Source organism: Natronorubrum tibetense GA33 (assembly GCF_000383975.1).
Classification (GTDB): Archaea; Halobacteriota; Halobacteria; order Halobacteriales; family Natrialbaceae; genus Natronorubrum; species Natronorubrum tibetense.
Genome location: NZ_KB913017.1, coordinates 127,104 through 149,897, shown reverse-complemented (window position 1 = coordinate 149,897; position 22,794 = coordinate 127,104). Strand labels below are relative to the sequence as shown.

Here is a 22,794-nt window from a genome sequence, read left to right as displayed (position 1 = left end):
TCCAGTCAACTTTCCCGAGAAAATGTCAGTGGAGCCAGTATACAATCCATCCACAGCATGTACGTTCGATATCGGACGACAGACTCGAGTCCGGCCCGCGGTCGACGGTCCCTCGGAGCGATCCAATCGCTTTTAGTTCGCTCGGCCCCCTGACACTGGTGTGCGAATCGAGAACAGTTTCATTCCCGTCCGCGGCGTCGGGGAAACCACCGAACGCAAGCTGTGGCAACAGGGGATCACCCACTGGGACGAGTTCGACGGCAGCGTCGTCGGCGACACGGTCGCCGACCGGATCGAGTCGTTCATCGAGGAGGGCCGAACCCACCTCGAGCGCGGCGACGTCTCCGTCTTCACGGAAGCGCTGCCGGCGGCCAGTCGCTGGCGGTGCTACGAGAACGTCCGCGAGAACACCTGCTTTCTGGACATCGAGACGACCGGTCTCGACGCGAGCCGTAACGACGTCACGACCGTCAGCGTCCACCGCGGCGGCGAGACGAAGACCTTCGTCCAGGGGCGGGACCTGACGGGGCAACGGCTCGAGGACGAACTCGAAACGTCCTCGCTGCTCGTGACGTTCAACGGCCAGCGCTTCGACGTGCCGTTCCTCGAGACCTGCTACGACATCGATGTGATGACGCCACACGTCGATCTCATGTACCCCTGCAAGAAGATCGGGCTCGACGGCGGACTGAAGGCCATCGAGAAGGATCTCGGAATCGATCGAGACATGCCGGATCTCTCCGGGCGCGACGCCGTTCGGCTCTGGCACGAGTACGAACGCGGCGACGAGGCGGCACTCGAGACGCTCGTCGAGTACAACCGTGCGGACACGAAGAACATGGAACCGCTGATGGAGATCGTCACGGATCGGCTTCACGAGACCGTCTTCGAAGCGGCCTGTGCAGGCGAGTGAGCAGGTGTCGTTGTAGCCTCCGGGAATCGTCGTGACCGTCTGGATCGTACCAAGTACGTATAGGACGCTGCACTCGGTTGAAGGAACCGATGAACGAAGCGTTCGACGAGAAAGACGATCAAGACATCGGCTACGAGTGCGAGATCGGTATCGACGTTCGCCTCCGCGATCTCGATTTCATGGGCCACGTTAACAACGCGATCTACGCGACGTTCCTCGAGGAGGCCCGAGAGGCGTACTTCGAGGAGATCATCGGCGTCTCCCTGACCGACATCGGAACCGTGATCGCGAGCCTTACAATCGACTACGTTCGGCCGATCGAGAGCGATGCCGAGGTCACCGTCGCCGTAGGCGTGTCGAAACTGGGAACCTCGAGTCTGACGATGGCGTACGAGATTCGAGCCGACGGCGAACCGGCCGCGACGGCGCGAACGGTCCAGGTGCTCGTCGATCGAGAGACGGGGCAGTCCGAACCGATTCCGAGCGAGTGGCGGACTCGAATCGACGGGGCCGGCGACTGAGGTGCGTCGATCAGCGGCGACGGTGAACCGTCTCGATACCGATCCTTATCGGCCGTTGTCCAGTTCTTCGACGTCCACGTCACCATCACTCGAGACGACGACCAGATAGCCACAGAACGGGAATTCGACGCGACCGGAGGCTCGAGGGCTCCCGTCCTCCCGCGGTGCAAAAAGTGCATCGAGGGCTTCCGGGTTGATCGCATCGTACAGCGCTTCGTACTCCGGCGGTTCGATATCCATCGGGTCGACACCCTCACGGTCGGCTATTGCGGCAATTACATCAAAACTGACTGAGTGGACTGCAGCAGTATCCGATCGGTCGACTGAGAGTAGCATTGGCGAGACTCTTACGGTCGCTGGTTATAAATCCTCTGGCCCCAACGTCTCCTTGTTAGACAGCAGTGGTGGGTAAAGGACAGTACTGTACACTAATGCATATATTACTAGTTTAATAAGGTTTGGAATAAGTATATAACTAATATCCTAAACTATCGAGAGAGGTATATTCATCATACAGGGAGTCATTGCGATAGCAGTTTCGCGAATATGTTCGGGTCGAACTACTGGAACGCTCCGACTCCATGATTAGTCGTGATGAACCCATTCGCCACAGATCCATCTTCGACGGCCGGAATGAACCGTGACACCGACGGGTTCGGCAACTGGGACGCGTTCGCTCCCGAGCACATTCCGGAATCCATCCGTCCTCGAGGGACACGCCGTACTCACGGGTGACGATCGCACCGCCTTTCACCGCCTCACTCGAGCCCTGTTCGAAGAACGCGGCGTCTACGATGCAACGTTCGGCTACAACCTCGCGCCCCTCAACCTCGATCGGCGGCACCCAAGCGGCCGATTTCGCTACGCCGTCGACGCCGACGACCGCTCCGTCCTGCGGGCGGAGTTCACAGATCAGCAAGGCGGATGCCACGGTGCTTGACCCCAAAGCAGTTGACATCCGACAATCGGGAATCCACCGCCGCCCAGTTTCGTCCGAACATATTCGGGGACGGACGGTTGCGGCTCGCGGCCGTACGGACGGATATGATCGCCGAGCAGGTTCACCAAGACGCGCGAGAACAGGAGCGAGGGCAAACGACCGTCACCGTCCGCTGCACCGGCCACGTTCGCGACGCCGTGGGTACCCACGAACTCGAGTACACCTTCGCGGGCGACCGGCTTCGAGATTTCCTCGAGGCCTTTTTCGCCGAGTACGACGTCGAGGAGATGCTTATCGCGGAAACCGAAGCGGAGGCGACCGCCCACGGCTGGGCGCGTGCGCCCGAGGAACTGCCCGGCACCTGGCGCAAGAACCCCGAAGGCGAGCAAACCCGAGCGTTCGCTCGCGTCTGCATCAACGGCCGGTTCAACGAACATTTCGAGGGGCTCGAGACCGAACTCGAGGAGGGCGACCGCGTGGCCCTCATCTACCCGTTCATGTTCTGTTGCTGAGCCGGTCTCCGAACGGGTTCGGAGCAACGGTTTGGATCCGACGCGGCCCCGCTCGTGCCCCGATTTCAGTCCGCGACGCCGCCGGAAACGTGGTTATCGCCGCGCCGTTCGCCCTCGTGGAGGTAACACTGCGGATCGGGGGCGAACAGATCGCCGGTAGTTGCCAGCGCACGCAGTCGGGAGCCGCCGCGACAGATCGACTGGTACTGACAGTCCGCACACGTCCCAGTGAGGTGCTCCTCGCGATTGCGAAGCGCGTGTAAGAGCGGGTTCGACTCGTCCTCCCAGATCTCGCCGAACGGCCGATCCCGGACGTTGCCGAGGCTGTAGCCCTGCCAGAACTGGGTTAGGTGGACGTTGCCCGCGTAGTCGACGTCGGCGATTCGCTCGCCCGTCGGGTCGCCGCCGTTTCGCTCGAGGTGGTCGTAGACGGCCTGCGCTTTCGCCTCGCCGAACTCCTCGCGGGCGTACTCGACGAGGAAGGCGGCGTCGGCGTAGTTGCCCACCAACAGGGTCTCGATCTCCTCGCCGCGGTCGTGGTAGTCGAGCGTGAGGTCCGCGACTCGCTCGACGGCCTCGCGTTTCTTTTCGGGAGAGAGATCGATATCGACGATATCGGCCCCGCGGCCGCCGTAATCGAGGTGGTAGAAACAGAACCGGTCGAGCCCCTTCTCGGCGAGCAAGTCGACGACGCCCTCGAGATCGGGCGCGTTGGCCTCGGTGATCGTGTACCGTAGCCCGGTCTTGAGCCCGACTTCGAGACAGTTCTCGATGCCGCGGACGGCGGCCTCGAACGCGCCGTCTTGCCCTCGGAATCGGTCGTTTCGTTCGGGAAGTCCGTCGACCGAGATGCCGGCGTACTGGAGTCCAGCGTCCCGCAGCGCCGCGGCTTTCTCGCGCGTGAGCAGCGTGCCGTTCGAGGAGAGCACCGGCCGGAGACCGAGATCCGCGGCGTGATCGACGAGTTCGACCAGATCCTCGCGAACGAGCGGTTCGCCCCCCGAAAAGAGCACGACGGGGGCCCCGTAGTCGGCGAGTTGTGCGAGGAACGTCTTCGCCTCGCCCGTCGAGAACTCGCCCGGCGCGGCCTCGAGATCCGCGCCGGCGTAACAGTGCGAGCAGTAGAGGTTACACCGCCGGGTTGCGTTCCAGACGACGACCGGCCTGCGCTGTTTGTCCTCGGTGATCTGGGGCTTCGAGGAGTCGGCCGCAGCGTCGTAGCGCAGGCCGTCCCCTTCGGCGTCGAGGTCACAGAGGAGTTTGCTGATCGAGATCACGCGTCGGTCACCCGTTTCTCCTCATCGCGCGCTTCGCCTTCGGTCTCCTCGTAAACGCGCGGTTCGTCGCGCTCGTCGGGGTCGTCTCGGTCGTGCGGTTCGTCCGCGTCCGACTCGAGCCCCCGCGTCGAGTAGCGCTCCACGTCGTCGGCCGGACAGAGCCAGACGTCGACGGCGGACCAGCCGAACAGCCTCGAGGCGTGTTCGTGGGCTTCCGTCCCGCTTGCGGCGGCCACACTGCCGACGTGACGCAGCGGCTCGTCGGGCTCGTCCCGGCAGAACACGTCCCACTGCTGTGTCGGATTTCCCCGATCATCGGTAGCTACGCGCTCTCGTCGTGCCTTCTCGACCATGCGGACACGTAGGGAACCCGGCCGAAGAGCCTTCACTGAAACTCCCATCGCGTGGGAACTTCCCACCCGCCTACCGAACCCGTTCGGCAGTGTTCCCGACCGACGAGAACGACGGAGAGCTATTCAACCGATCGTCGTCGATAGCCGACGATGCGCCTCGGTACCCTCGATACGGCCGAGCGACCGCCAGCCCTGATATGCGGCGATTGACCGGAGAAACGCCGCGGACAGAACCACGTGCAACGGCACGTGCTGGATCGAGGTGAGCAGAGCGAATCCCGACTCTCGGGAGAGTCTCGAAGACGCGAACGGCAAAGCCGTGAGCGTACGGCGAAGCTCGATTCACGGCCACGCGAGGGAAGAGCGAACGGAACGCGGCGCGTAGCGTTCGAGACGTTCTCGTAGTAGAACACTCGGCGTCCGCGAACGATACCAGCCGTCGCAACCGTGACCGAGGACGGGTCGGCGGGTGGCCGGAACACCAATGACTGACCAGTCAGACGCCGGAGTCGGGCACCACCCCGAATCCGGTGTCGCTCCGGATCCACCCGAACCGATCGTCCGGTGTGTCACCTGCGCACCGATCGTCCGAAGACGACCGGGCGAGACGGTGTCGTCGCAGCGGCGTCGAACGGAGATCGCTCGAGGCCGCGTGCAACGGCCGTTTCGAGCCTCCCCTCTTCACAGCTGGCCCGCACATATTCACTGACGGAACCCGAAACCAATTCCACTCTATTCCGAGAACGACTCATCGGCCGGCCGAACGCGCCGAATCGATCGAGACGACGCAACTCGTGAGAAATAGACGCGCTACTCGAGACCGATATCGCCCTACTCGAGGACGACCAGCACGTCGCCCATATCCACGCTCTGGTCTTCCTCGACGGCGATCTCGGTGACGGTGCCGCCCTTGGAGGCAACGATGTCGTTCTCCATCTTCATCGCCTCAAGGACGACGAGCACGTCGCCGGCGGCAACCTCGTCGCCTTCCTCGACGTTCACGTCGAGGATCGTCCCCTGCATCTCTGCGTCGACCGTCTCGCCGCTGCCCTCGAGGTCTGCTCCGCCGCTGTCCCCGCCCGCGGGCTGTGGCGGTTGGGCACCGCCGCCGACGTCGACGTCGCCGGCCGGGATGGCGGGCGCGCCGTGTTCCTCGAGTTCGACCTCGAAGCGCTTGCCGTTGACCTCGACGGTGAACTCGCGTTCGACGGTCTCCTCGTCGTCACCGCTTCCGCCGTCGCCGATGTCGCCGCCCCACTGTACCTGGGCCTCCTCGATGCGGCTCTCGTCGATCTCCTCGTCGAGATACTTCGTCGTGTGCGTGCTCGCGACGAACTCCTCGTCGGTCAGCATCAGACGGTGGAACGGAATGATCGTCGGGATCCCTTCGATCTCGTACTCCCGCAGGGCGCGCAGCGAGCGCTCGATACACTCGTCGCGGTCCTCGCCCCAGACGACGAGTTTCGCGATCATCGAGTCGTAGTCGGTGACGAGGTCGTCGCCCTGTCGCAGGGCATCATCCATGCGGACGCCGACGCCGCCCGGTGGGTCGTACGTCTCTAACGTGCCGCCGGTCGCCGGCGCAAAGTCGTTGGCCGCGTTCTCGGCGTTGATTCGGAACTCCATCGCGTGGCCGTCGATGTCGACTTCGTCCTGCTCGAAGTCGATCTCCTCGCCGGCGGCGACTCGAATCTGGCGCTTGACGATATCGATGCCCGTGATCTCCTCGGTGACGGTGTGTTCGACCTGAATTCGGGTGTTGACCTCGAGGAAGTAGAAGTTGGCGTCGGGTCCGAGCAGTTCGCCCGGCTCGCGCTCTTCCTCCTCGACGAGGAACTCGACGGTACCGGCGTTGGTGTACTCCGCGGCGGAGACGCCCCGACGGGCGGCCTCGCCGATCTTCTCGCGCAGTTCGTCCGAGAGGGCCGCCGACGGCCCCTCCTCGATGACCTTTTGGTGACGCCGCTGGAGCGAACAGTCGCGCTCCCCGAGGTGGCGGACGTTGCCGTGGTGGTCGGCGACGATCTGGACTTCGATGTGACGTGGCTGTTCGAGGTATCGCTCGAGATAGACCGAGTCGTTGTCGAAGTAGGCCTCGCCCTCGCGCTGGGCGCTCTCGAGTTGGTCCTCGACTTCGCTTTCGTCCCAGACGACCTTCATCCCGCGGCCGCCACCGCCGCCTTCGGCCTTGATAGCGATCGGGTAGCCGTGTTCCTCGCCGAACGTTTTGACCTCCTCGGGATCGGTGACGGGGTCGGTCGTGCCGGGAACGATCGGCACGTCGGCCTCGTTCATTATCGTCCGCGCCTTGGTCTTCTCGCCCAACGACTCCATCGCGTCGCTCTGTGGACCGATCCAGGTGATCCCCTCTGCGGCTTCGACTTTGCTCGCGAACTCGGCGTTCTCTGCGAGGAAGCCGTAGCCGGGGTGAATCGCGTCGGCGTCCGCGCGACGTGCGGCGTCGATGACGGCCTCGTGATCGAGATACGAGTCCGCCGCCCGGGCCGGGCCGACGTTGTACGCTTCGTCGGCGTAGCGGACGTGTCCGCCGTCCGAGTCGGCGTCGGAGTAGACGGCAACCGTGCCGATATTCAACTCCTCGCACGCTCGCATCACTCGAACAGCGATCTCCCCTCGGTTCGCGACGAGAACCTTCCTGAACATTCCTGGCAAAACAGACGCGAACCGGCTACGTTACTTTTTCGCAACGGGTCGCCACTGGATGGATAGGGCAACGGCTATGTACTCGAATTCGAGTTAGTTCGTCCGAAAGGGATGTGGACGAGGGAGTGGGCGAGACGTGGGGCGGAGTGAGTCGCTCGTTCCCGGGAGACGAGCGAGCGACGGGCCGGAGCGACGCGCAGTGCCGGTCGTGACGTGAAAAGCGCCTGTCAACCGGCACTTGAACGATTGCCGCCACGGGATAAAAAGTCAGCGGTCGCGGGATCGTCTCGTCGCCTGACGGTTTCGCCCGCGCTCGGTCGGTCGCGATCGTCGATTGCGCATCTCGAGACTACAGTCGCCGATCCCGGAGCGCCGGGAAATCCTCGCGCACGCGCTCGAGCGAGCCGAGATCGATATCGGACACGACCAGCGCCGGCTCGTCACCGCTTGAGGCCAGCGTCGTTCCCCAGGGATCGTAGACCGTCGAGCGGCCGAGTAAGGTCGCGTCGGCGTCGTCGAACTCGCCGGAGCCGTTGATCGTCGCGACGAAACACTGATTTTCGATCGCGCGGGCACGCGACAGCGTCTCCCAGTGTTCGATCCGCGGATAGGGCCACGCGCTCGGCACGAGCACCAGTTCCGCGCCGGCGTCGATCAGCCGTCGGTAGAGCTCCGGAAATCGCAGATCGTAACAGGTGGTCGCGCCGACGGTGACGCCGCCGATTTCGGCGGTTTCGATGCGCTCGCCGGGGACGAGCAGTTCCGACTCGGCGGACTGGTAGCCAAAGAGGTGGTGTTTCCGGTAGACGAGTTGACGGTCGCCGTTGGAGTCGAACAGCGCGGCCGTGTTCGCGAGTCCCGCTTCGGCGGGCGTTGCGACGGCCTCGGTGGCCGCCAGATCCTCGACGATACTCCCCGCGAGGACAGAAATATCGTGCTCGGCCGCGGCTTCTTGGAGTCGCGTGAACGTCTCCCCCTCGAACGGCTCGGCGAGGCGCTCGTAGCTGTCGAACGCGAAGTACCCCACGTTGAACAGTTCCGGGAGCGCGACCAAATCCGCGCCGCGGGAGGCGGCGCTCGAGACCGCCTCGAGGGCTCGCTCGACGTTCGCGTCGACCTCGGTGGGTTCGACCTCGATCTGGGCGAGCGCGACCCGGAGTCCGTCCGCGGTCGAGGCCGCCATCACGACTCCTCCGACCGGGTCCGCTCGATATCCCGCTCTAGCGCCCGGCGGAGATTCTCGAGTTCCCCGTCCAGATTCCGCTTGAAGAACTTCTCGACGCCGGGGAGTTTTCCGTCGACGGTGAAGTTGTTCTCGAGGCGGGCCCCGTCTTCCGTCTCGACGATCTCGTGTTTCCCGGTGACCCGCATTACCTTCGATTTCCCCACGAACTCGACGTACTCCGGTGGCTCGCGCGTGACATCCTCGGTCTCGACGGCGACGGTCTTGCGGACGAGCGGGATCGGCAACTCGACGTGCCAGGTTACTCGCCGACCCTCAGGGTCGTCGGCGGTATACTCCTGGACGACGCTGATTGCCTGAGCCCGGTTCTCCGGGTCGGCGATGAACTCCCAGACGCGTTCGGGTGATGCCGACAGCTCGAACGAACGGTCGACCCGTACAGTCATGGCTCTACTAGCGTGAGTCACTATTAAAAAGACCGTGGACCGAGCGGGGATGACGTCCGGACACGCGAAATCGCGTGTGTACGTGGATTTAACTAATGGTGACTTTCCAGGTCGTCGAACGGGCACGGCCCCACTTTTCGATGTCGACCTCGTCGGCTTTCTCCGCGAGGTGGGGGAGACGGACACCTACCTGTTTCGAGGACAATCCGATCGCGTCCGCGATGTTCTTCGCCCGGAAGTACTGTTCACCTCGGGCGGCGCTCTCTCGGAGGTGTGAGAGAATTCGCTGCTCTTCGTTGGAGTAGTCGGTCATCGTCCGTGGTTGTCTCTAGGGCGTCGTTGCTCTTAACTTTTATAGGCCGTTTCAGGTCGATTGCGCTGACTGTCACCGGCGTTTCGACCGGTGTGAGGGTCAGTCCCAGTAAAGGTGGATGCCGACGACCGCCAGCGAGCTAAAGACCATTGCCGCCGCGAACCCCCAGGCAGCCGTCATATCTGGTGCACCGACAAACATCAACAGTGCACCGATCGCCGCGACTGCGCCGAGCGCGAGCGCCAGTCCAACACCCATATCCGTCGTAGACTCGGTTTCCGTGGCCATGCTCGGGGGTTGTGTGTGGGGTCTCTTAATTGCATTCATTGATTCCCAAGACGGTAGACGCGCGAGGCCGAACTCGAGGGGCAAGCGTACAGAAAGACAGCGGTTGACTCCGCGTCAGAACAGATCGGTTCGTCCGGCAGCCGACCAGGCGTTCGTCGGCGCGTCACGCGGGACGCGGACGGTCCGTGACTGCTGGGCCCGAATCCGACCCGCGAACGCCCAGCGCTTCTCGTCCCACGTCTCCTCGCCGTCCGCGGCCGCCGCTGCGGCGACCGCCAGCGCGTGGTCGTGGAGATGTGCGCCGACGGCTGCTGCGATGGCCGCGGCCTCCTCGTCGTTCGCATCGTCGGGAAGTTCGAGGGTGACGTCGGCGGGGAGCACTCTCGCGGCCGTCCCGCTTTCCTCGTCCGTCGCGGACTGACCCGCACCGGCCGCATCTGCCTGTTTCTGGGATGCCATGCGTTACAGGGGAATGTTTCCGTGTTTCTTGTCCGGGTTCTGTTCGCGTTTGGTTTGGAGCATCTCGAGGTCGTCGATCAGCCGCGGTCGGGTCTCGGTCGGGACGATGACGTCGTCGAGGAAGCCTTTGTCCGTTGCAGTGTACGGGTTGGCGAACTCCTCGCGGTACTCTTCGATGAGTTCGTCGCGCAACTCGTCAGGGTTGTCGGACTCGGCGAGTTCTTTGCGGTAGAGGATGTTGACCGCACCCTGGGGACCCATGACCGCGATTTCGGCGGTCGGCCAGGCGTAGTTGACGTCAGCGCCGAGATTTTTAGAGGCCATGACGCAGTAGGCACCGCCGTAGGCCTTCCGGGTGATGACGGTAAGCAGCGGGACGGTCGCCTCCGAGTACGCGTAGAGGAGTTTCGCACCGTGTCGGATGATTCCGCGGTGTTCCTGGTCGGTCCCGGGCATGTAGCCGGGGACGTCGACGAAGGTGACGATGGGGATGTTAAAGGAGTCACAGAAGCGGATGAATCGCGATCCCTTCATCGAGGAGTCGACGGTGAGCGTGCCGGCGTTGACGCGGGGCTGGTTGGCGACAAGCCCGACCGAGCGGCCGTCCAGACGGCCAAAGCCGACGACGATCTCCTTGGCGAAGTTGTCCGCGACCTCGAAGAACGAGCCCTCGTCGACGACGCTGTCGATGACGTCGGTCATGTCGTAGGGCTTTTGCGGACTTGGCGGCACGATCGACTTGAGTTCCTCGTCGCGGCGGTCGCGGTCGTCCCACGGCTCGACGCGTGGCGGGTCCTCGACGTTGTTCTGGGGGAGATAGGAGAGCAGTCGCTTGATATCGTCTAAGGCCTGTTCCTCGCTCTCGCAGGCGAACTGGGCGACGCCGGTCTTCCCGGCGTGGGTCATCGCGCCGCCCAGTTCCTCATGTGTGACTTCCTCCCCGGTGACGGTCTTGGTGACGCCGGGCCCGGTGATGTACATGTGGCTCGTGTCTTTCACCATGAAGATGAAGTCGGTGATCGACGGCGAGTAGACCGCGCCGCCGGCACAGGGTCCCATGATAGAGGAGATCTGCGGGACGACGCCGCTGGCTTCCTGATTGCGGCGGAAGATTTCGGTGAAGCCGGCGAGGCTCTTGACGCCCTCCTGAATGCGAGCGCCCGCGGAGTCGTTCAGTCCGACGATGGGCGCGCCCACTTCCATGGCCATATCCATGACCTTGCAGATCTTCTCGGCGAAGACCTCGCCGAGCGAGCCGCCGAAGACGGTGAAGTCGTGGGCGAAGACGAAGACCGTGCGCCCGTTGACCTCGCCGTAGCCCGTGACGACGCCGTCGCCGGGCACCTTCTTCTCTTCCATCCCGAACTGACTGGTCTGGTGGGTCCGAAGCTGGTCGAACTCGGTAAAGGTCCCCTCGTCGAGGAAGTAGTCGATCCGCTCGCGAGCGGTCATCTTCCCCTTGTCGTGTTGTTTCTCGATTCGCTCCTCGCCACCGCCGAGACGGGCCTCTTCGCGAAGCTTCTCGAGTTCGTCGATCCGATCCTCCATGGTCATTCATGAACCCTCCCGTTCATTGCCCGAGGAAACGACCACGTTCCTCAAAAGCGTTCGGTAACTCGTAGTATTATCCCAGCCATGTGTGTGAATATCACCCATGTTGTCGGGTTAGCTGAATAGAGGCGCTAAGCCCCTTTCCTCAGCGAGCGCCGACCGAAAAGGGAAGGCGCGAGCAGGGAGGGAATACAGCGCCGCACAGTTTTCATACACGTTCGACGCTCGGCCCACAGGCCAACGTCTCGCCAAAACCATTATGCGTGCAACGTGCATACCGTGCATTACGGTGAAACGGAAGACAATCACGATTCGGGAGGACCAAGATGAGTGGATTGAGGACCAACACCTCAACCTCTCGTCGTTCGTCCGCGAGCAGTTGGACGAACTGATTGAGGAACGAGAGTAACGGATGTACTACGCCTACAAATACCGCCTCAAACCGTCTGACGCCCACCGCGAGGAGTTGGACCGTCACCGCGATATTTGTAGGCAACTGTACAACCACACGCTCTACCGCCTCAACGAGTACCAAGACGAACACGGTGAACTGCCGTCCATGACCACACTACGGTCGGAACTGCCCGACCTCAAGAAGTGGTGGGACGGCCTCTCCGACGTGTACTCGAAGGTTCTCCAAACCGTCGTGGAACGCCTGTTCGACAACCTGAAAGGACTCTCGGCGCTCAAGAAGAACGGATACGGTGTCGGTCAACTCAACTGGAAGCCGCCACGGGAGTTTCGCAGTTTCACGTACAGTCAGTCTGGCTTCAAGCTCGACAAGAAGGGCGGTCAGACTGTCCTGTCACTCTCGAAACTCGCAGACATTCCGATTCGGCTTCACCGCGCCATCCCCGACGACGCGAAGCTCAAGCAAGTCACGGTGAAAAAGGAACCGACGGGCGAGTGGTTCGCCACGTTCGGTATCCAAATGGACCGCGAGCCACCCGAACCGCCCGAGAGTCCCGAGAAGTGCGTCGGTATCGACGTGGGGATTCTCAAGTACGCCCACGACACTGACGGCACGGCAGTCGGGTCGCTTGACCTCTCCGACGAGCGCGAACGCTTGGAGCGCGAGCACCGGAAACTCTCGCGGAAGCAACACGGGTCGAACAACTACGAGAAGCAACGACGGCGCGTTGCGGAGTGTCATGCTGACCTCCGCCGGAAGCGCCGCGACTTCCTGCACAAACTCTCGAACTACTACGCTCGGGAGTACGACTTCGTAGCGGTCGAAGACCTGAACGTGAAGGGGATGGTGGAGTCACCGTCAAACAGCCGCAATACCGCCTCCGCCGCATGGCGAACCTTCCTCTCGTTGCTCGAATACAAGTGTGAGCGGGAGGGAACGCACTTCGTCGCGGTCAACCCGAGAGGGACGACCAAAGAGTGTGCGTCGTGCGGTGTCTCGACGGAGAAGCCGTTGTGGATCCGTGAACACTCCTGTCCCTCATGCGGGTTTGAGGCGGACAGGGACGCGAACGCGGCGTGGAATATTCTTTCTCGCGGCCTCGAAGACGTAGGAGTGGTTTACTCCGAATCAACGCCTGTGGAGACTGCGCTCCCTGTGGATACGCCTGTGTCTGCAAAGCGCGTCATGGAAGCAGGAAGCCCTCCCCTCAAGGAGCGAACGGCGTCAGTCGTGAGCGAGTAGAGTAGGGTAGTTCACAACGAAGCTACGTGGAATCCATTTCGCGAGTTATTCGGCAGCCAGCGCAGCTAAATTAGATATTCGGAGCGATTATCGAAGATCAAGTGAAAATAGTACAGATATTCGAGATGTTAATCCCACACTCAGAAACCATGTATACCGTTCACAAAAGACATATATAGGAGTTGTTGCCACTGTTACCCATGGTGCAGCGACTCAATCGACGACGGGTGCTCGGTAGTATCGGCGCTGTTGGTACGGTCGGCCTCGCCGGCTGTATCGGGGACGAAGACGAGGTCGGCGGTGACGGACCGGACGTCCTGAACATCATCGGCTATCCCGAGAGCGGCATTCAGATCTTCCGAGATTTCTACTCCGACCACGACAACGGAACCGAAATCATCGTTCCGGACGGGATGCAAGACGGCGACCTCCCGAACGAAGTCGGGAACGACATGGAGAACGTCACCGGGACGGGTCCGTCCTCGGACGGGCCGAACGAAGCGGCGTACACCGACCTCTACGAGGACGAGTACGACGCGACCCCAGGGGTCTTCACCGCACACACGTTCGACGCCGTCGCCGTGTGTATCCTGGCGAACATCGCGGCCGGCGAGAACGACGGCGAAGCGATCCGCGGCCAGATGCGACGGATCGCGAACCCCAACGGCGACGAGTACGGACCGGGCGAACTCGAGGAGGCGGCCGCAGCGGCTGCCGATGGCGAGGATATCAATTACGAGGGTGCCTCGAGTACCGTCGACTTCGACGACGTCGGCGACCCGGCGGAGGCGGCCTACGACATCTGGGAACTCGGTGGAGACGGCGTCGAGACGGTCGATACGGTCACGTTCGAGGGATCGGATCCCGACGGTGAGATGGCCGACGACTCCCCCGGCGGAACGGACCGCGACGACGTGATGGTCTCCATGTTGCTCCCGGAGACGGGTGACCTGGGACAACTCGGGACGCCGATGGCTCAAGCTGGCGAACTCGCCGCAGACCAGTTCGACGGTACCGATTTCGACATCGATCTGCAGGCCGAGGACACCGAGACGGACGAAGACACCACCATCAGCAACGGTGGCGCGCTTATCGACGCCGGCTATCCGTCGATCGTCGGCGCGGGGTCGTCCGGGAACACCGTCTCGTTCGTCGGGGACAGCAGCAGTGCGAACGTCGTCCAGTGTTCGCCGTCCAGTACGGCGCTCAGCCTCTCGAACATCGACGACGACGGCTACTTCTTCCGAACTGCTCCCAGCGACCTACTGCAGGGGCAGGTTATGGCCGAAGTCGCCGCGAACCGTCTCGAGGCCGAGACGGTCGCGACACTGTACGTCAACAACGACTACGGCCAGCAACTGTCCGAGCAGTTCGTGAGCGCCTTCGAAGACGAACAGGGCGGCGAGGGACTCAACCAGGTCTCCTTCGAATCCGAGCAGGGCTCCTACAGCGGCGAACTCGAGTCCGCACTGTCGGAGTAAGCGACGACCGAGAACAGATCCGATTTCTTTTGCGTCGGCGTACGGCTTGCTCGAGCCACAGCGACGTTCGTCCGGTTTCGACACCGCGGTTAACTGGTGGACTACAGCGCGGGACCGCGTGGCAACTCGCGGTGAGCGAGCGATCTGCGATTAAAACAGGATGAGCCGAATCGAACGACGACTACCCGCCGAGGAACTGCTGGCGAACCTCCTCGTCGTTCAACAGCGCGTCGCCGGAGTCGACGTAGCGGTTCTGGCCCTGGACCAGCACGTAGCCCCGGTCACAGCGTCGGAGCGCCTTCTTCGCGTTCTGCTCGACGACGAGCAGTGCCGTCCCGTTGTCGTTGATCGCGTCGACGTGATCGAACATCTCGTCGACCAGATCCGGTGCCAGCCCAGCGCTCGGCTCGTCGAGCAACAGCAGATCCGGATCGAGCATCAGCGCACGGCCCATCGCGACCATCTGCTGTTGGCCCCCGCTCATCGAGCCCGCCTTCTGGTCCTTTCGCTCCCGCAGGATGGGGAACTGGTCGTAGACGCTCTCGAGCGCATCTTCGGGCACCTCGTCTAAGATGTACGCGCCCATCTCGAGGTTCTCCTCAACCGTCAACGACGCGAAGACGTTGTCGTTCTGCGGGACGTAGCCGATCCCCTCGTGGATGATCTCGTCGGGCGTGCGGCCGGTAATCTCCGCTTCTCGGAACTCGACTGAGCCGCCCATGTACGTCGTCAGCCCGAAGACGGATTTCATCGCCGTCGACTTCCCGGCCCCGTTGGGGCCGACGATGACGACGTACTCCTCTTCGGCGACCGCGAGGTCGATGTCGCTCAGGATCTGCAGGTCGCCGTAGCCTGCGTCGAGCCCGCTGACGTCGAGCATCGACATCAGACCTCACCTCCGAGGTAAGCCTCGATAACCTGCTCGTTCGACGTGATCGTCTCGGGTGCCCCTTCGGCCAGCACCGACCCCTGATGCATCACGATAACGCGTTCGCAGTTCTCCATAATAAGGTCCATGTCGTGTTCGACGATGAGGAAGGTGTAGCCCTCTTCGCGGAGTTCGTGGATGTGATCGAGGAGTTTGTGCTCGAGCGTCGGGTTGACCCCTGCGAACGGCTCGTCGAGCAACAGCATCTCCGGCTCGATCATCAGCGCCCGCGCCATCTCGAGCAGTTTCCGCTGCCCGCCCGAGAGGTTGCCCGCCTTCTCCTCGGCGATGTGTTCGATCTCGAAGAACTCGAGGACCTCCCAGACGCGCTCGAGCAGTTCGCGTTCCTCCCGTTCGACCTCCTGGCGGGCGAACGGCAGCACCGACCGCCAGAGCTGCTCGCCCAACTGATTCTGTGCCGGGAGCATCAGGTTCTCGAGGACCGTCATGTTGGCCATCTCGCGGGCGATCTGGAACGTTCGGACGAGTCCGTAGTCGGCACACTCGTAGGGTCTGATACCCGTGATATCCCGTCCCTGAAACCGCACCGTGCCAGCGTCCGGGCGGTGAATACCCGTGATGCAGTGGAACGTCGTCGACTTCCCGGCCCCGTTCGGACCGATCAGTCCGGTCATCGCGCCGGATTCGACCTCGAAGCTCGCGCCGTCGACTGCCGTAATCCCGCCGAAGCGTTTGACGAGTCCGTCGACGGACAGTTCGACGTCGTTTCGTTGCGGTTCCGGATCGACAGCATCGTCCGGTAGCTCCGAGGATTCGATTTCGGTGTCGCTCACGACGAATCACCCCCGCGACCGGCGGTGCTCTCGTCGCCTGGCCGTCTCGTCAACGGTATGGCCGCCGCCGTTTCCTCACGATGGCCCAGTAATCCTTCGGGCCGACGATGCATGAGGAAGATGAGTGCGACGCCCATCAGGACGAACTGGAGCGTCCGGAACTCCTCGAAGGTGTAGCGCACGAACGGCGCGGGGTCTCCCGAGAGGATCGGTGCGACGGAGCCGGCGAACGTATTCGGCGCGTCGCCGAACGTGATGACCTGATCGACGAGTCTGCGGAAGTACTGCGGCCCCTCGAAGAGGACGGCGACGAACAGCCCGGACCCGAGCACGCTGCCGGTGTTCGAGCCCGCGCCGCCGATGATCAGCGCGATCCAGATGTAGAACGTCACGTGCGGGCGGAACGCCTCCGGCGTGACACCCGTTCGGCGGAAGCGCCAGAGGATGCCGGCCAGCCCCATTAGCGCACAACCGAGCACGAACACCTTGATCTTGAAGTGGTTCGTGTTCTTGCCGAGCGACTGGGCCGCCTCCTCGTCCTCCCGGATCGCCTTCAGCACGCGACCGAACGGCGACCGACTGGTTCGCTGGATGAGCCAGTAGATCCCGACGAGCACCAGCACCAACACCATCGAATAGGCGAGCGCCCGCGCCTGCGTCGGCCCGAACCCGAACAAACTGTTGGTCAGATCGACGAACGAACTGAACACCTCGAGTTCGAAGATCACGTTCATCGGGTCGTCGTAGTTCCGGATGAGTCCGCGGCCGCCACCGGTGCCGAGTTGGGTGCCGAAAATCGTAAACTCCTGTAACGCCCCGGAGGTGATCCCGAGCCGAACGATCTCGGCGAACGCGATCGTCGTGATCGCGAAGTAGTCAGCGCGTAACCTGAGCGCCGGAATCGCGACGATCAGTCCGGCGAGTCCGGCGGCGACGACGCCGCCAATGATGGCGATCGGCATCGGCAGTCCGAGTCCGGCGTACTGGGCGGCACCGGTCGGATCGGCGGGTTTCGCCAGGATCATCGTGACGTACAACCCGACCGCCATGAAGCCGGCGATACCGATGTTGAAGAGGCCGGTGTACCCCCAGTGGAGGTTCAGCGCGAGCGTCACCATCCCGTAGACGGCGATCAGGTACGTCATCCGCCGCAGGGTGTTGACGATCCCGTCGAGCGAGTAACCCAACGCGAGGCCGACCAGCGCGTAGGTGATGTAGATCGTGCCGAAGACCGCGAGGATCTTGACGGCATCGTGTTCCCAGAGCGATTCCAGTTGGGCTCGCCTGTCCGTTGTGTTCGTACTCATGCTGTTGTCTTCCCTCCGAAGAGACCGGATGGTTTGATCATCAAGACGAGAATCATGATCAGGAACGCCGTGATGGTCGTAAAGTCACCGCCGGGGAGCCACACCATCGACAGGTGCATGCTGATCCCGATAATCAGACCGCCGAAGATGGCGCCGTAGATCGACCCGATCCCACCGAGGATCACCGCGGCGAAGATCAACAACAGGAGCAGCCAACCGAACTGCCAGTCGATCGTTCCCGTCCACAGCACCATGAGGTAGCCGGCACTCCCGGCTAACCCGCCACCGATCATCCAGGTCCAGCGAATGATCTGTTCGGTCGGAATCCCGGTCACGAGCGCGAGATCCCGGTTGTCCGACATCGCTCGCATCGCCTTCCCGAGTTTCGTCCGCTGGAGCATCAGGTGGACGCCGAGCATAAGCGCCACGGCGGCGACGATCAGCGTGCCGTCGTGGACGTCGATGGAGACATAGCCGTCGACCAGCAGCAGATCGAACGAGGGGAGTCCACCGAGGGTCGTTCCGCGCGTGCGGTTCGAGTAGACGAACACGATGAGATAGCGGAGTGCGAAGGCGACCCCGATACTCGTAATCAATAGCGGAATCCCACCCGAGCCGCGCATCGGCTTGTAGACGATCCGGTCGATCAGATACACGAACAGGGCCGTGCCGACGCCGGCGACGAGTAGCCCCGCGATAATCGCGAACGGTGTCGAGGTGATCGCGATCTCGAGTTGTGCGCCACCGACGCCGCGTTGTGGGGCGACGAGCACCAAGTGACCGAAACTAGCGGCCCCCCAGCCGGCAACGAGATAGGTAACACCCCACCCGAAAAACGCCCCCGACGTAACGTAGTCCCCGTGTGCGAAGTTCGCAAAGTTGAGGATACTGTAGGTCATCGAGAGCCCGATCCCTGCGAGCCCGATGATTAGTCCGTAAAGCGTTCCTTCCACCACGTATCGAGCGACACGTGAGATACTGTACGTTCCGTTGAGGATTCCGATAATCAGATCTCCGAGCAACAGGAACGCGCCGAGTCCGACGACGAGCAGAAGTAACTGCTCGGTGGTCATCCCCCGGCCACGATCGATTACTGTATCGACGGTAGACATTCACAAACCTCCGTTCTGGTCGCTAGATTCTGCGTAGGTGTGTTATATGTTGTGGTGGGGAACGGTTGTTGTTGACAGCCGAAACGCAATCCGAAATTCTGGGGTAGCACGTCGGTGGTCGCCGTCCTGACAGCCTGAATTCGGCGGTGGACAAGCGAATCGGACGTTTTCGTTCAGCCAGACGACTGATCGAAGGGCGACGAACCCTCAAAACGGACAGCTCCCGGGATGCACTCACCGGTAACTTACCGGACGGGAATAGACATAGTACGACTGATAGCTCTTCGACTGTTGGCAGTCGTGCCAATTGGTACCAATAGACCTGTCGTATGAAAATAGTAGCCTGCAACGGGCTGTCGGAATCGTCCCGTCCGCTCGAGCGAGCGACCCGAGGTGACAACTCTCATATGATAATTCCAATGTCTAGTAAGGCATTTAAAAGTGGGTTGGATTGGCTGCCGTATGGTAGAACGCGAAACCTGGGCGACGCGAACAGGCTTTATCCTCGCCGCGGTCGGGAGCGCGGTAGGATTAGGAAACATCTGGCGGTTTCCGTTTGTTACGGGAGAAGGCGGCGGTGCGGCGTTTCTGCTCGTCTACCTTCTGTTCGTGGCGTTGGTCGGCTTCCCGGCGATTCTCGTCGAGTTCGTCGTCGGCCGGAAGACCGAACGAAACCCGGTCGGCGCGCTGATCGAACTGGGCGGTAACGCCTGGAAGTACGTCGGCGGCATCTTCATCGTCACCGGCTTCGTCATCCTCTCGTTCTACAGCGTCGTCGCCGGCTGGTTCATCCGCTACTTCCTCGAGGGCTTGCGCGGGAGCTACGCGAGTCACCTCGCCGGCTACGAGGACGCCGCGGCTGAAGTCGGAGAGCCGGCGGCGCTTCTCATGTTCGGCGACCTGTCGGTCGGACTGGACGCCTTCTTCTTCCACACCATCTTCATGGCGGTGACCATCGGGGTCGTCGCGCTTGGGATCCGACAGGGGATCGAACTCGCGGTGAAGGTGATGGTTCCCGCAATCGTCGTCCTGCTTGTCGGGATGGCCGTCTGGGTCTTTACGCTCCCCGAAGCCGGTGCCGGCTACGAGTACTATCTCTCACCGGAGTTCGGCGTCATCGCCGACAACTGGATGGAACTGCTCCCCGCAGCGGCCGGCCAGGCCTTCTTTACGCTCTCGCTCGGGATGGGCGTGATGATTACCTACGCCTCCTACCTCGGTGAGGACCGAAATCTGGCCAAAGACGGGACGGCGATCATCGGTTTCGACACCGGGATCGCGTTCCTGACCGGACTGGTCGTCTTCCCCATCTTCTTCTCGGCCGGTATCACCGAGCCGGGCGATGGTGGTCCCGGTGCGATTTTCGTCTCGATGACCGAGGCGTTCGCGACGATTCCCGGCGGCCATCTCATCGGGCTTCTCTTCTTCGGCACCGTCGCCATCGCCGCCCTCTCGAGTGCGATCTCCCTGCTCGAGGTCGTAACGGCTTACGTCATCGACGAAAAGGGAGTCGAACGGTGGAAGGCGGCGCTCGGGATGGGTGGGGTCATCTACCTGCTGGGCGTGCCGGTCACCTACGACCTGATCTTCCTCGACCTGCTCGACGGCTTCGCCGACGGCGTCTTGCTGGTGTTCGGTGCGCTCATGCTGGTCATCCTCGTCGGCTGGATCACGCCGAAACTCGCCGTCCGAGAACTCGAGAAAGGGATCGGCGACCTCGGCTCCCTCGGTACCGCCTGGATCTGGGCGATTCGCGTGCCGATTCTCGTCGTCCTCGTGGTCACGCTGGCGCTGGGCGTCGTCGAGTACGTCGAGTTCCTCACCGGAACCGAGCCGGATCAGCTCTACGGCTGGCTGCAGGAGGAAGGCTACCTCTAACGGCCATCAAGTGAGCCGTCTCTTTCACGCGTCGCCGTACACAGGCACAGCCGCGCCGCTGGTCACTGACGCACCGTCGCTACAGAGAAAGGCCATTACCTCTGCAATCTCGGACGGATCGACCCACGAGTCGTGATCCGAATCGGGCATCATCTCGCGGTTCATCGGGGTGTCGATCACGCTCGGCATCACGCAGTTGGCTCGAACCGTGCCGCGGTTCTCTTCGGCCAGCGTCTCCGTTAGCAGCCGAATTCCCGCCTTGGTGATTCGGTAGGGACCATCGCCCTCGCCGCCCTCGAGCGACGACCGCGCGCTCACGCTGACGATCGAGCCCTCGCTCTCCTGTAGGTGCGGCAGTGCATGTTTCGCGGCCAGAAACGCGGTCTTCAGGTTGACGTTCATGAGGAGGTCGAACTCGGCGAGTTCGGTCTCCTCGATCGGGTTGCCGCCGCGCCAGGTGCCTGCAATGTTCACCAGGTGATCGATCCTGCCGTGATCGTCGACGATAGCCGAGACGAGTCGCTCGACGTCGGCTTCGTCGGTCAGATCCCCCTCGTAGAAGTGGGTTCGGTCGTCCGGCTCGAGCAAGCTGTCCTCGTCGTCGGGTGCGACGACATCGACGGCGCAGACGGTCGCGCCGGCCGCCCGAAAGCGGTCGACCGCCGCACTTCCGAGCGCCCCGCTCGCGCCCGTGATCACCGCAACGGTTCCGTCGAAGTCGACATCAAACTCGGTCGAAGGCATACCGTCACTGCCACGGCCCGCCGGATTAATCTCGGGGTGGCCTGCCGGTGCCGGGCAAGACTGCAGACGCGCGGAAAGGAAACACGGCACTCGACGCACAGCCGCAGCGAGCGTTACGAAAAGATCGGTGGCAACGCCGCCTTCTGGAGCCAGAACTCCGCGACAGCCTCGACCATCGCCGCGTACTCATCCGGATCGGTCGGCTTGGTCAGATAGGCGTTCGCCGAGAGTTCGTAGCTGTCGAGGACGTCCTCGACGGCCTCGGAACTCGTCAGGACGAGGACGGGAATCCGCGCGAGCGTCGCGTCGTCTTTGATCGTCTCGAGGAACTCGAGGCCGGTCATCCGAGGGAGGTTCAGATCGAGGAGGACGAGGTCGGGGACGGAGTCTGGATCGCTGTCCCGGCACTCGGTGAGGAACTCGAGGGCCTCGTCACCGTCGGTAGCGACGTGAATCGTCGTCTCGGTCGAGAGCTGTTCGAACGCGTCCCGTATGAGTCGAACGTCGCCCGGATTGTCCTCGACGAGGAGAACGGTGATCGGATCGTCGATTCGGTCGGTCATAACTCGATCATCACCTAGCGGTAGTACGACGTACTCGTGTCTGGTGCATCGGGGAGTGTAATCGTTTCCCCGTAGCCCCGATACGCCTTTAACCGTACTTGCTAACTAATTTGGAACTCACGTCGGGGTGTCGCCGAGAATCGCTGGACGGCAGCCGTCCGGGGCGACGGTCGATCGGGCCGATGGCGCTGCCGCGGCGTCTCGAAGCGAACGAGCCACTAAAGCCGCTTGCGGCCGTTGTCCCACCGAATGCGTCTGATCGCTCATCGAGGCTTTGCCGCCACGTCCCCCGAGAACACGATCGCAGCGATTCGATCGGCCGCCGAGTACGCGGACGCCGTCGAGTTCGACGTTCGACGGTGTGGGTCGGGCGAACTCGTCGTCATCCACGACGACACGATCGACCGCGTGACCGGGAGCAACGGGACGGTCGCCGACACCACACTCGAGGAACTCGAGACCCTCACCGTCCTCGGCTCCGGCGAACGCGTCCCCACGCTCGAAGCGATGCTCGAGGCCCTTCCGCCGGAGGTCGAAGTTAACCTCGAAATAAAGGCCACCGGAATCGCCGCGGACGTCCTCGAGGCCATCGAAGATGTCGAAAATCGCGTCGTCACGACCTCCTTTCTGCTGCCCGAACTCGAGGCGATCCGCGAGGTCGATCGCAGCCAGCCGACGGGGCTGCTGGTGAGTCGCCGCCTCGAGACGCCCGTCACGACCGCGGTCGAACTCGACTGCGACGTCATCGGCGCGAACTACTGGCGGTGTCTCACGACGAATCTCGTCCCGCGAGCGAAGTCGGTCGACCTCGAGATTCATGCGTGGTCGCTCGAGCGTCGTATTACGGCGAAGCTGCTCGAGTGGCGCGGCGTCGACTGCGTCTCGGCGGACCGACCGATTCGAGTCTGAGCAC

24 protein-coding genes are annotated in these 22,794 nt (G+C 62.7%); 8 read left to right on the top strand and 16 right to left on the bottom strand.

What is annotated here, in order from left to right; genetic code table 11:
• Positions 1 to 160 precede the first annotated feature (160 nt).
• Positions 161 to 913 (top strand): ribonuclease H-like domain-containing protein, encoded by a 753-nt coding sequence (locus NATTI_RS0100775; protein WP_006091509.1) that lies wholly within the window; start codon positions 161 to 163, stop codon positions 911 to 913.
• A gap of 89 nt (positions 914 to 1,002) precedes the next feature.
• Positions 1,003 to 1,434, top strand: coding sequence for an acyl-CoA thioesterase (locus NATTI_RS0100770; RefSeq protein WP_006091508.1), 432 nt, complete (start codon positions 1,003 to 1,005; stop codon positions 1,432 to 1,434).
• 45 nt (positions 1,435 to 1,479) lie between these two features.
• On the opposite strand, the gene NATTI_RS0100765 is transcribed toward NATTI_RS0100770, so the two are convergent.
• A complete protein-coding gene (locus NATTI_RS0100765; protein WP_027119017.1) occupies positions 1,480 to 1,770 on the bottom strand; it encodes a HalOD1 output domain-containing protein in 291 nt (96 codons plus the stop codon).
• Positions 1,771 to 2,074: 304 nt separating this feature from the next.
• Between NATTI_RS0100765 and NATTI_RS0100760 the strand changes: the two genes are divergently transcribed.
• Positions 2,075 to 2,374: a hypothetical protein gene (locus NATTI_RS0100760; RefSeq protein ID WP_006091506.1), complete on the top strand. Its 300-nt coding sequence runs from the start codon at positions 2,075 to 2,077 to the stop codon at positions 2,372 to 2,374.
• A 104-nt stretch (positions 2,375 to 2,478) separates the two neighbouring features.
• Positions 2,479 to 2,886, top strand: a complete 408-nt coding sequence (locus tag NATTI_RS0100755) for a MoaD/ThiS family protein (RefSeq protein ID WP_006091505.1) — start codon at positions 2,479 to 2,481, stop codon at positions 2,884 to 2,886.
• A 65-nt stretch (positions 2,887 to 2,951) separates the two neighbouring features.
• Here NATTI_RS0100755 and NATTI_RS0100750 read toward each other — a convergent pair whose 3' ends face one another.
• The 9 genes from NATTI_RS0100750 to NATTI_RS0100700 form a co-directional block, all read right to left on the bottom strand.
• Positions 2,952 to 4,163: a TIGR04347 family pseudo-SAM/SPASM protein gene (locus tag NATTI_RS0100750; protein WP_006091504.1), complete on the bottom strand. Its 1,212-nt coding sequence runs from the start codon at positions 4,161 to 4,163 to the stop codon at positions 2,952 to 2,954.
• Entirely contained in the window at positions 4,160 to 4,516 is a 357-nt protein-coding gene (locus NATTI_RS0100745; RefSeq protein WP_006091503.1) for an Htur_1727 family rSAM-partnered candidate RiPP, read from the bottom strand. Before NATTI_RS0100745 ends, NATTI_RS0100750 begins: the two co-directional genes overlap by 4 nt.
• Before the next feature lie 831 nt (positions 4,517 to 5,347).
• Positions 5,348 to 7,180, bottom strand: coding sequence for an acetyl-CoA carboxylase biotin carboxylase subunit (locus NATTI_RS0100730; RefSeq protein ID WP_006091501.1), 1,833 nt, complete (start codon positions 7,178 to 7,180; stop codon positions 5,348 to 5,350).
• A 349-nt stretch (positions 7,181 to 7,529) separates the two neighbouring features.
• Positions 7,530 to 8,363 (bottom strand): carbon-nitrogen family hydrolase, encoded by an 834-nt coding sequence (locus tag NATTI_RS0100725; protein WP_006091500.1) that lies wholly within the window; start codon positions 8,361 to 8,363, stop codon positions 7,530 to 7,532.
• Entirely contained in the window at positions 8,363 to 8,809 is a 447-nt protein-coding gene (locus NATTI_RS0100720) for an SRPBCC family protein (RefSeq protein WP_006091499.1), read from the bottom strand. The genes NATTI_RS0100725 and NATTI_RS0100720 overlap by 1 nt, the downstream gene beginning before the upstream one ends.
• 88 nt (positions 8,810 to 8,897) lie before the next feature.
• Positions 8,898 to 9,122, bottom strand: coding sequence for a DUF7123 family protein (locus tag NATTI_RS0100715; protein WP_006091498.1), 225 nt, complete (start codon positions 9,120 to 9,122; stop codon positions 8,898 to 8,900).
• A 99-nt stretch (positions 9,123 to 9,221) separates the two neighbouring features.
• Positions 9,222 to 9,410 (bottom strand): DUF7525 family protein, encoded by a 189-nt coding sequence (locus NATTI_RS0100710; protein WP_006091497.1) that lies wholly within the window; start codon positions 9,408 to 9,410, stop codon positions 9,222 to 9,224.
• A gap of 114 nt (positions 9,411 to 9,524) precedes the next feature.
• Positions 9,525 to 9,869 carry a hypothetical protein gene (locus NATTI_RS0100705; RefSeq protein WP_006091496.1) on the bottom strand — a complete coding sequence of 115 codons (345 nt, stop codon included), beginning with the start codon at positions 9,867 to 9,869 and terminating at the stop codon, positions 9,525 to 9,527.
• Between the two features lie 3 nt (positions 9,870 to 9,872).
• Positions 9,873 to 11,417, bottom strand: a complete 1,545-nt coding sequence (locus tag NATTI_RS0100700; protein ID WP_006091495.1) for an acyl-CoA carboxylase subunit beta — start codon at positions 11,415 to 11,417, stop codon at positions 9,873 to 9,875.
• A gap of 415 nt (positions 11,418 to 11,832) precedes the next feature.
• Between NATTI_RS0100700 and NATTI_RS0100690 the strand changes: the two genes are divergently transcribed.
• Positions 11,833 to 13,074 (top strand): RNA-guided endonuclease InsQ/TnpB family protein, encoded by a 1,242-nt coding sequence (locus NATTI_RS0100690; protein WP_006091493.1) that lies wholly within the window; start codon positions 11,833 to 11,835, stop codon positions 13,072 to 13,074.
• A 200-nt stretch (positions 13,075 to 13,274) separates the two neighbouring features.
• Entirely contained in the window at positions 13,275 to 14,555 is a 1,281-nt protein-coding gene (locus NATTI_RS0100685; protein WP_006091492.1) for an ABC transporter substrate-binding protein, read from the top strand.
• Positions 14,556 to 14,736: 181 nt separating this feature from the next.
• Here NATTI_RS0100685 and NATTI_RS0100680 read toward each other — a convergent pair whose 3' ends face one another.
• From NATTI_RS0100680 to NATTI_RS0100665, 4 genes are all read right to left on the bottom strand, one after another.
• Positions 14,737 to 15,441 (bottom strand): ABC transporter ATP-binding protein, encoded by a 705-nt coding sequence (locus NATTI_RS0100680; protein ID WP_006091491.1) that lies wholly within the window; start codon positions 15,439 to 15,441, stop codon positions 14,737 to 14,739.
• On the bottom strand, positions 15,441 to 16,199 hold the full coding sequence (locus NATTI_RS0100675; protein WP_394296418.1) for an ABC transporter ATP-binding protein: 759 nt from the start codon (positions 16,197 to 16,199) through the stop codon (positions 15,441 to 15,443). Before NATTI_RS0100675 ends, NATTI_RS0100680 begins: the two co-directional genes overlap by 1 nt.
• Positions 16,200 to 16,273: 74 nt before the next feature.
• On the bottom strand, positions 16,274 to 17,584 hold the full coding sequence (locus tag NATTI_RS0100670; protein ID WP_006091489.1) for a branched-chain amino acid ABC transporter permease: 1,311 nt from the start codon (positions 17,582 to 17,584) through the stop codon (positions 16,274 to 16,276).
• Positions 17,581 to 18,696 carry a branched-chain amino acid ABC transporter permease gene (locus tag NATTI_RS0100665; RefSeq protein WP_027119016.1) on the bottom strand — a complete coding sequence of 372 codons (1,116 nt, stop codon included), beginning with the start codon at positions 18,694 to 18,696 and terminating at the stop codon, positions 17,581 to 17,583. The genes NATTI_RS0100670 and NATTI_RS0100665 overlap by 4 nt, the downstream gene beginning before the upstream one ends.
• A 462-nt stretch (positions 18,697 to 19,158) precedes the next feature.
• Here NATTI_RS0100665 and NATTI_RS0100660 point away from each other — a divergent pair, with 462 nt between their 5' ends.
• Entirely contained in the window at positions 19,159 to 20,574 is a 1,416-nt protein-coding gene (locus NATTI_RS0100660) for a sodium-dependent transporter (RefSeq protein WP_006091487.1), read from the top strand.
• Positions 20,575 to 20,598: 24 nt separating this feature from the next.
• On the opposite strand, the gene NATTI_RS0100655 is transcribed toward NATTI_RS0100660, so the two are convergent.
• Together NATTI_RS0100655 and NATTI_RS0100650 are read right to left on the bottom strand one after the other, a co-directional pair.
• The gene (locus tag NATTI_RS0100655; protein ID WP_006091486.1) at positions 20,599 to 21,318 is read right to left on the bottom strand and encodes an SDR family oxidoreductase; all 720 of its coding nucleotides are present in this window, start codon (positions 21,316 to 21,318) and stop codon (positions 20,599 to 20,601) included.
• Positions 21,319 to 21,431: 113 nt separating this feature from the next.
• On the bottom strand, positions 21,432 to 21,881 hold the full coding sequence (locus NATTI_RS0100650; protein WP_006091485.1) for a response regulator: 450 nt from the start codon (positions 21,879 to 21,881) through the stop codon (positions 21,432 to 21,434).
• A 249-nt stretch (positions 21,882 to 22,130) separates the two neighbouring features.
• Between NATTI_RS0100650 and NATTI_RS0100645 the strand changes: the two genes are divergently transcribed.
• On the top strand, positions 22,131 to 22,790 hold the full coding sequence (locus NATTI_RS0100645) for a glycerophosphodiester phosphodiesterase (RefSeq protein WP_006091484.1): 660 nt from the start codon (positions 22,131 to 22,133) through the stop codon (positions 22,788 to 22,790).
• The last annotated feature ends 4 nt before the right edge of the window (positions 22,791 to 22,794 follow it).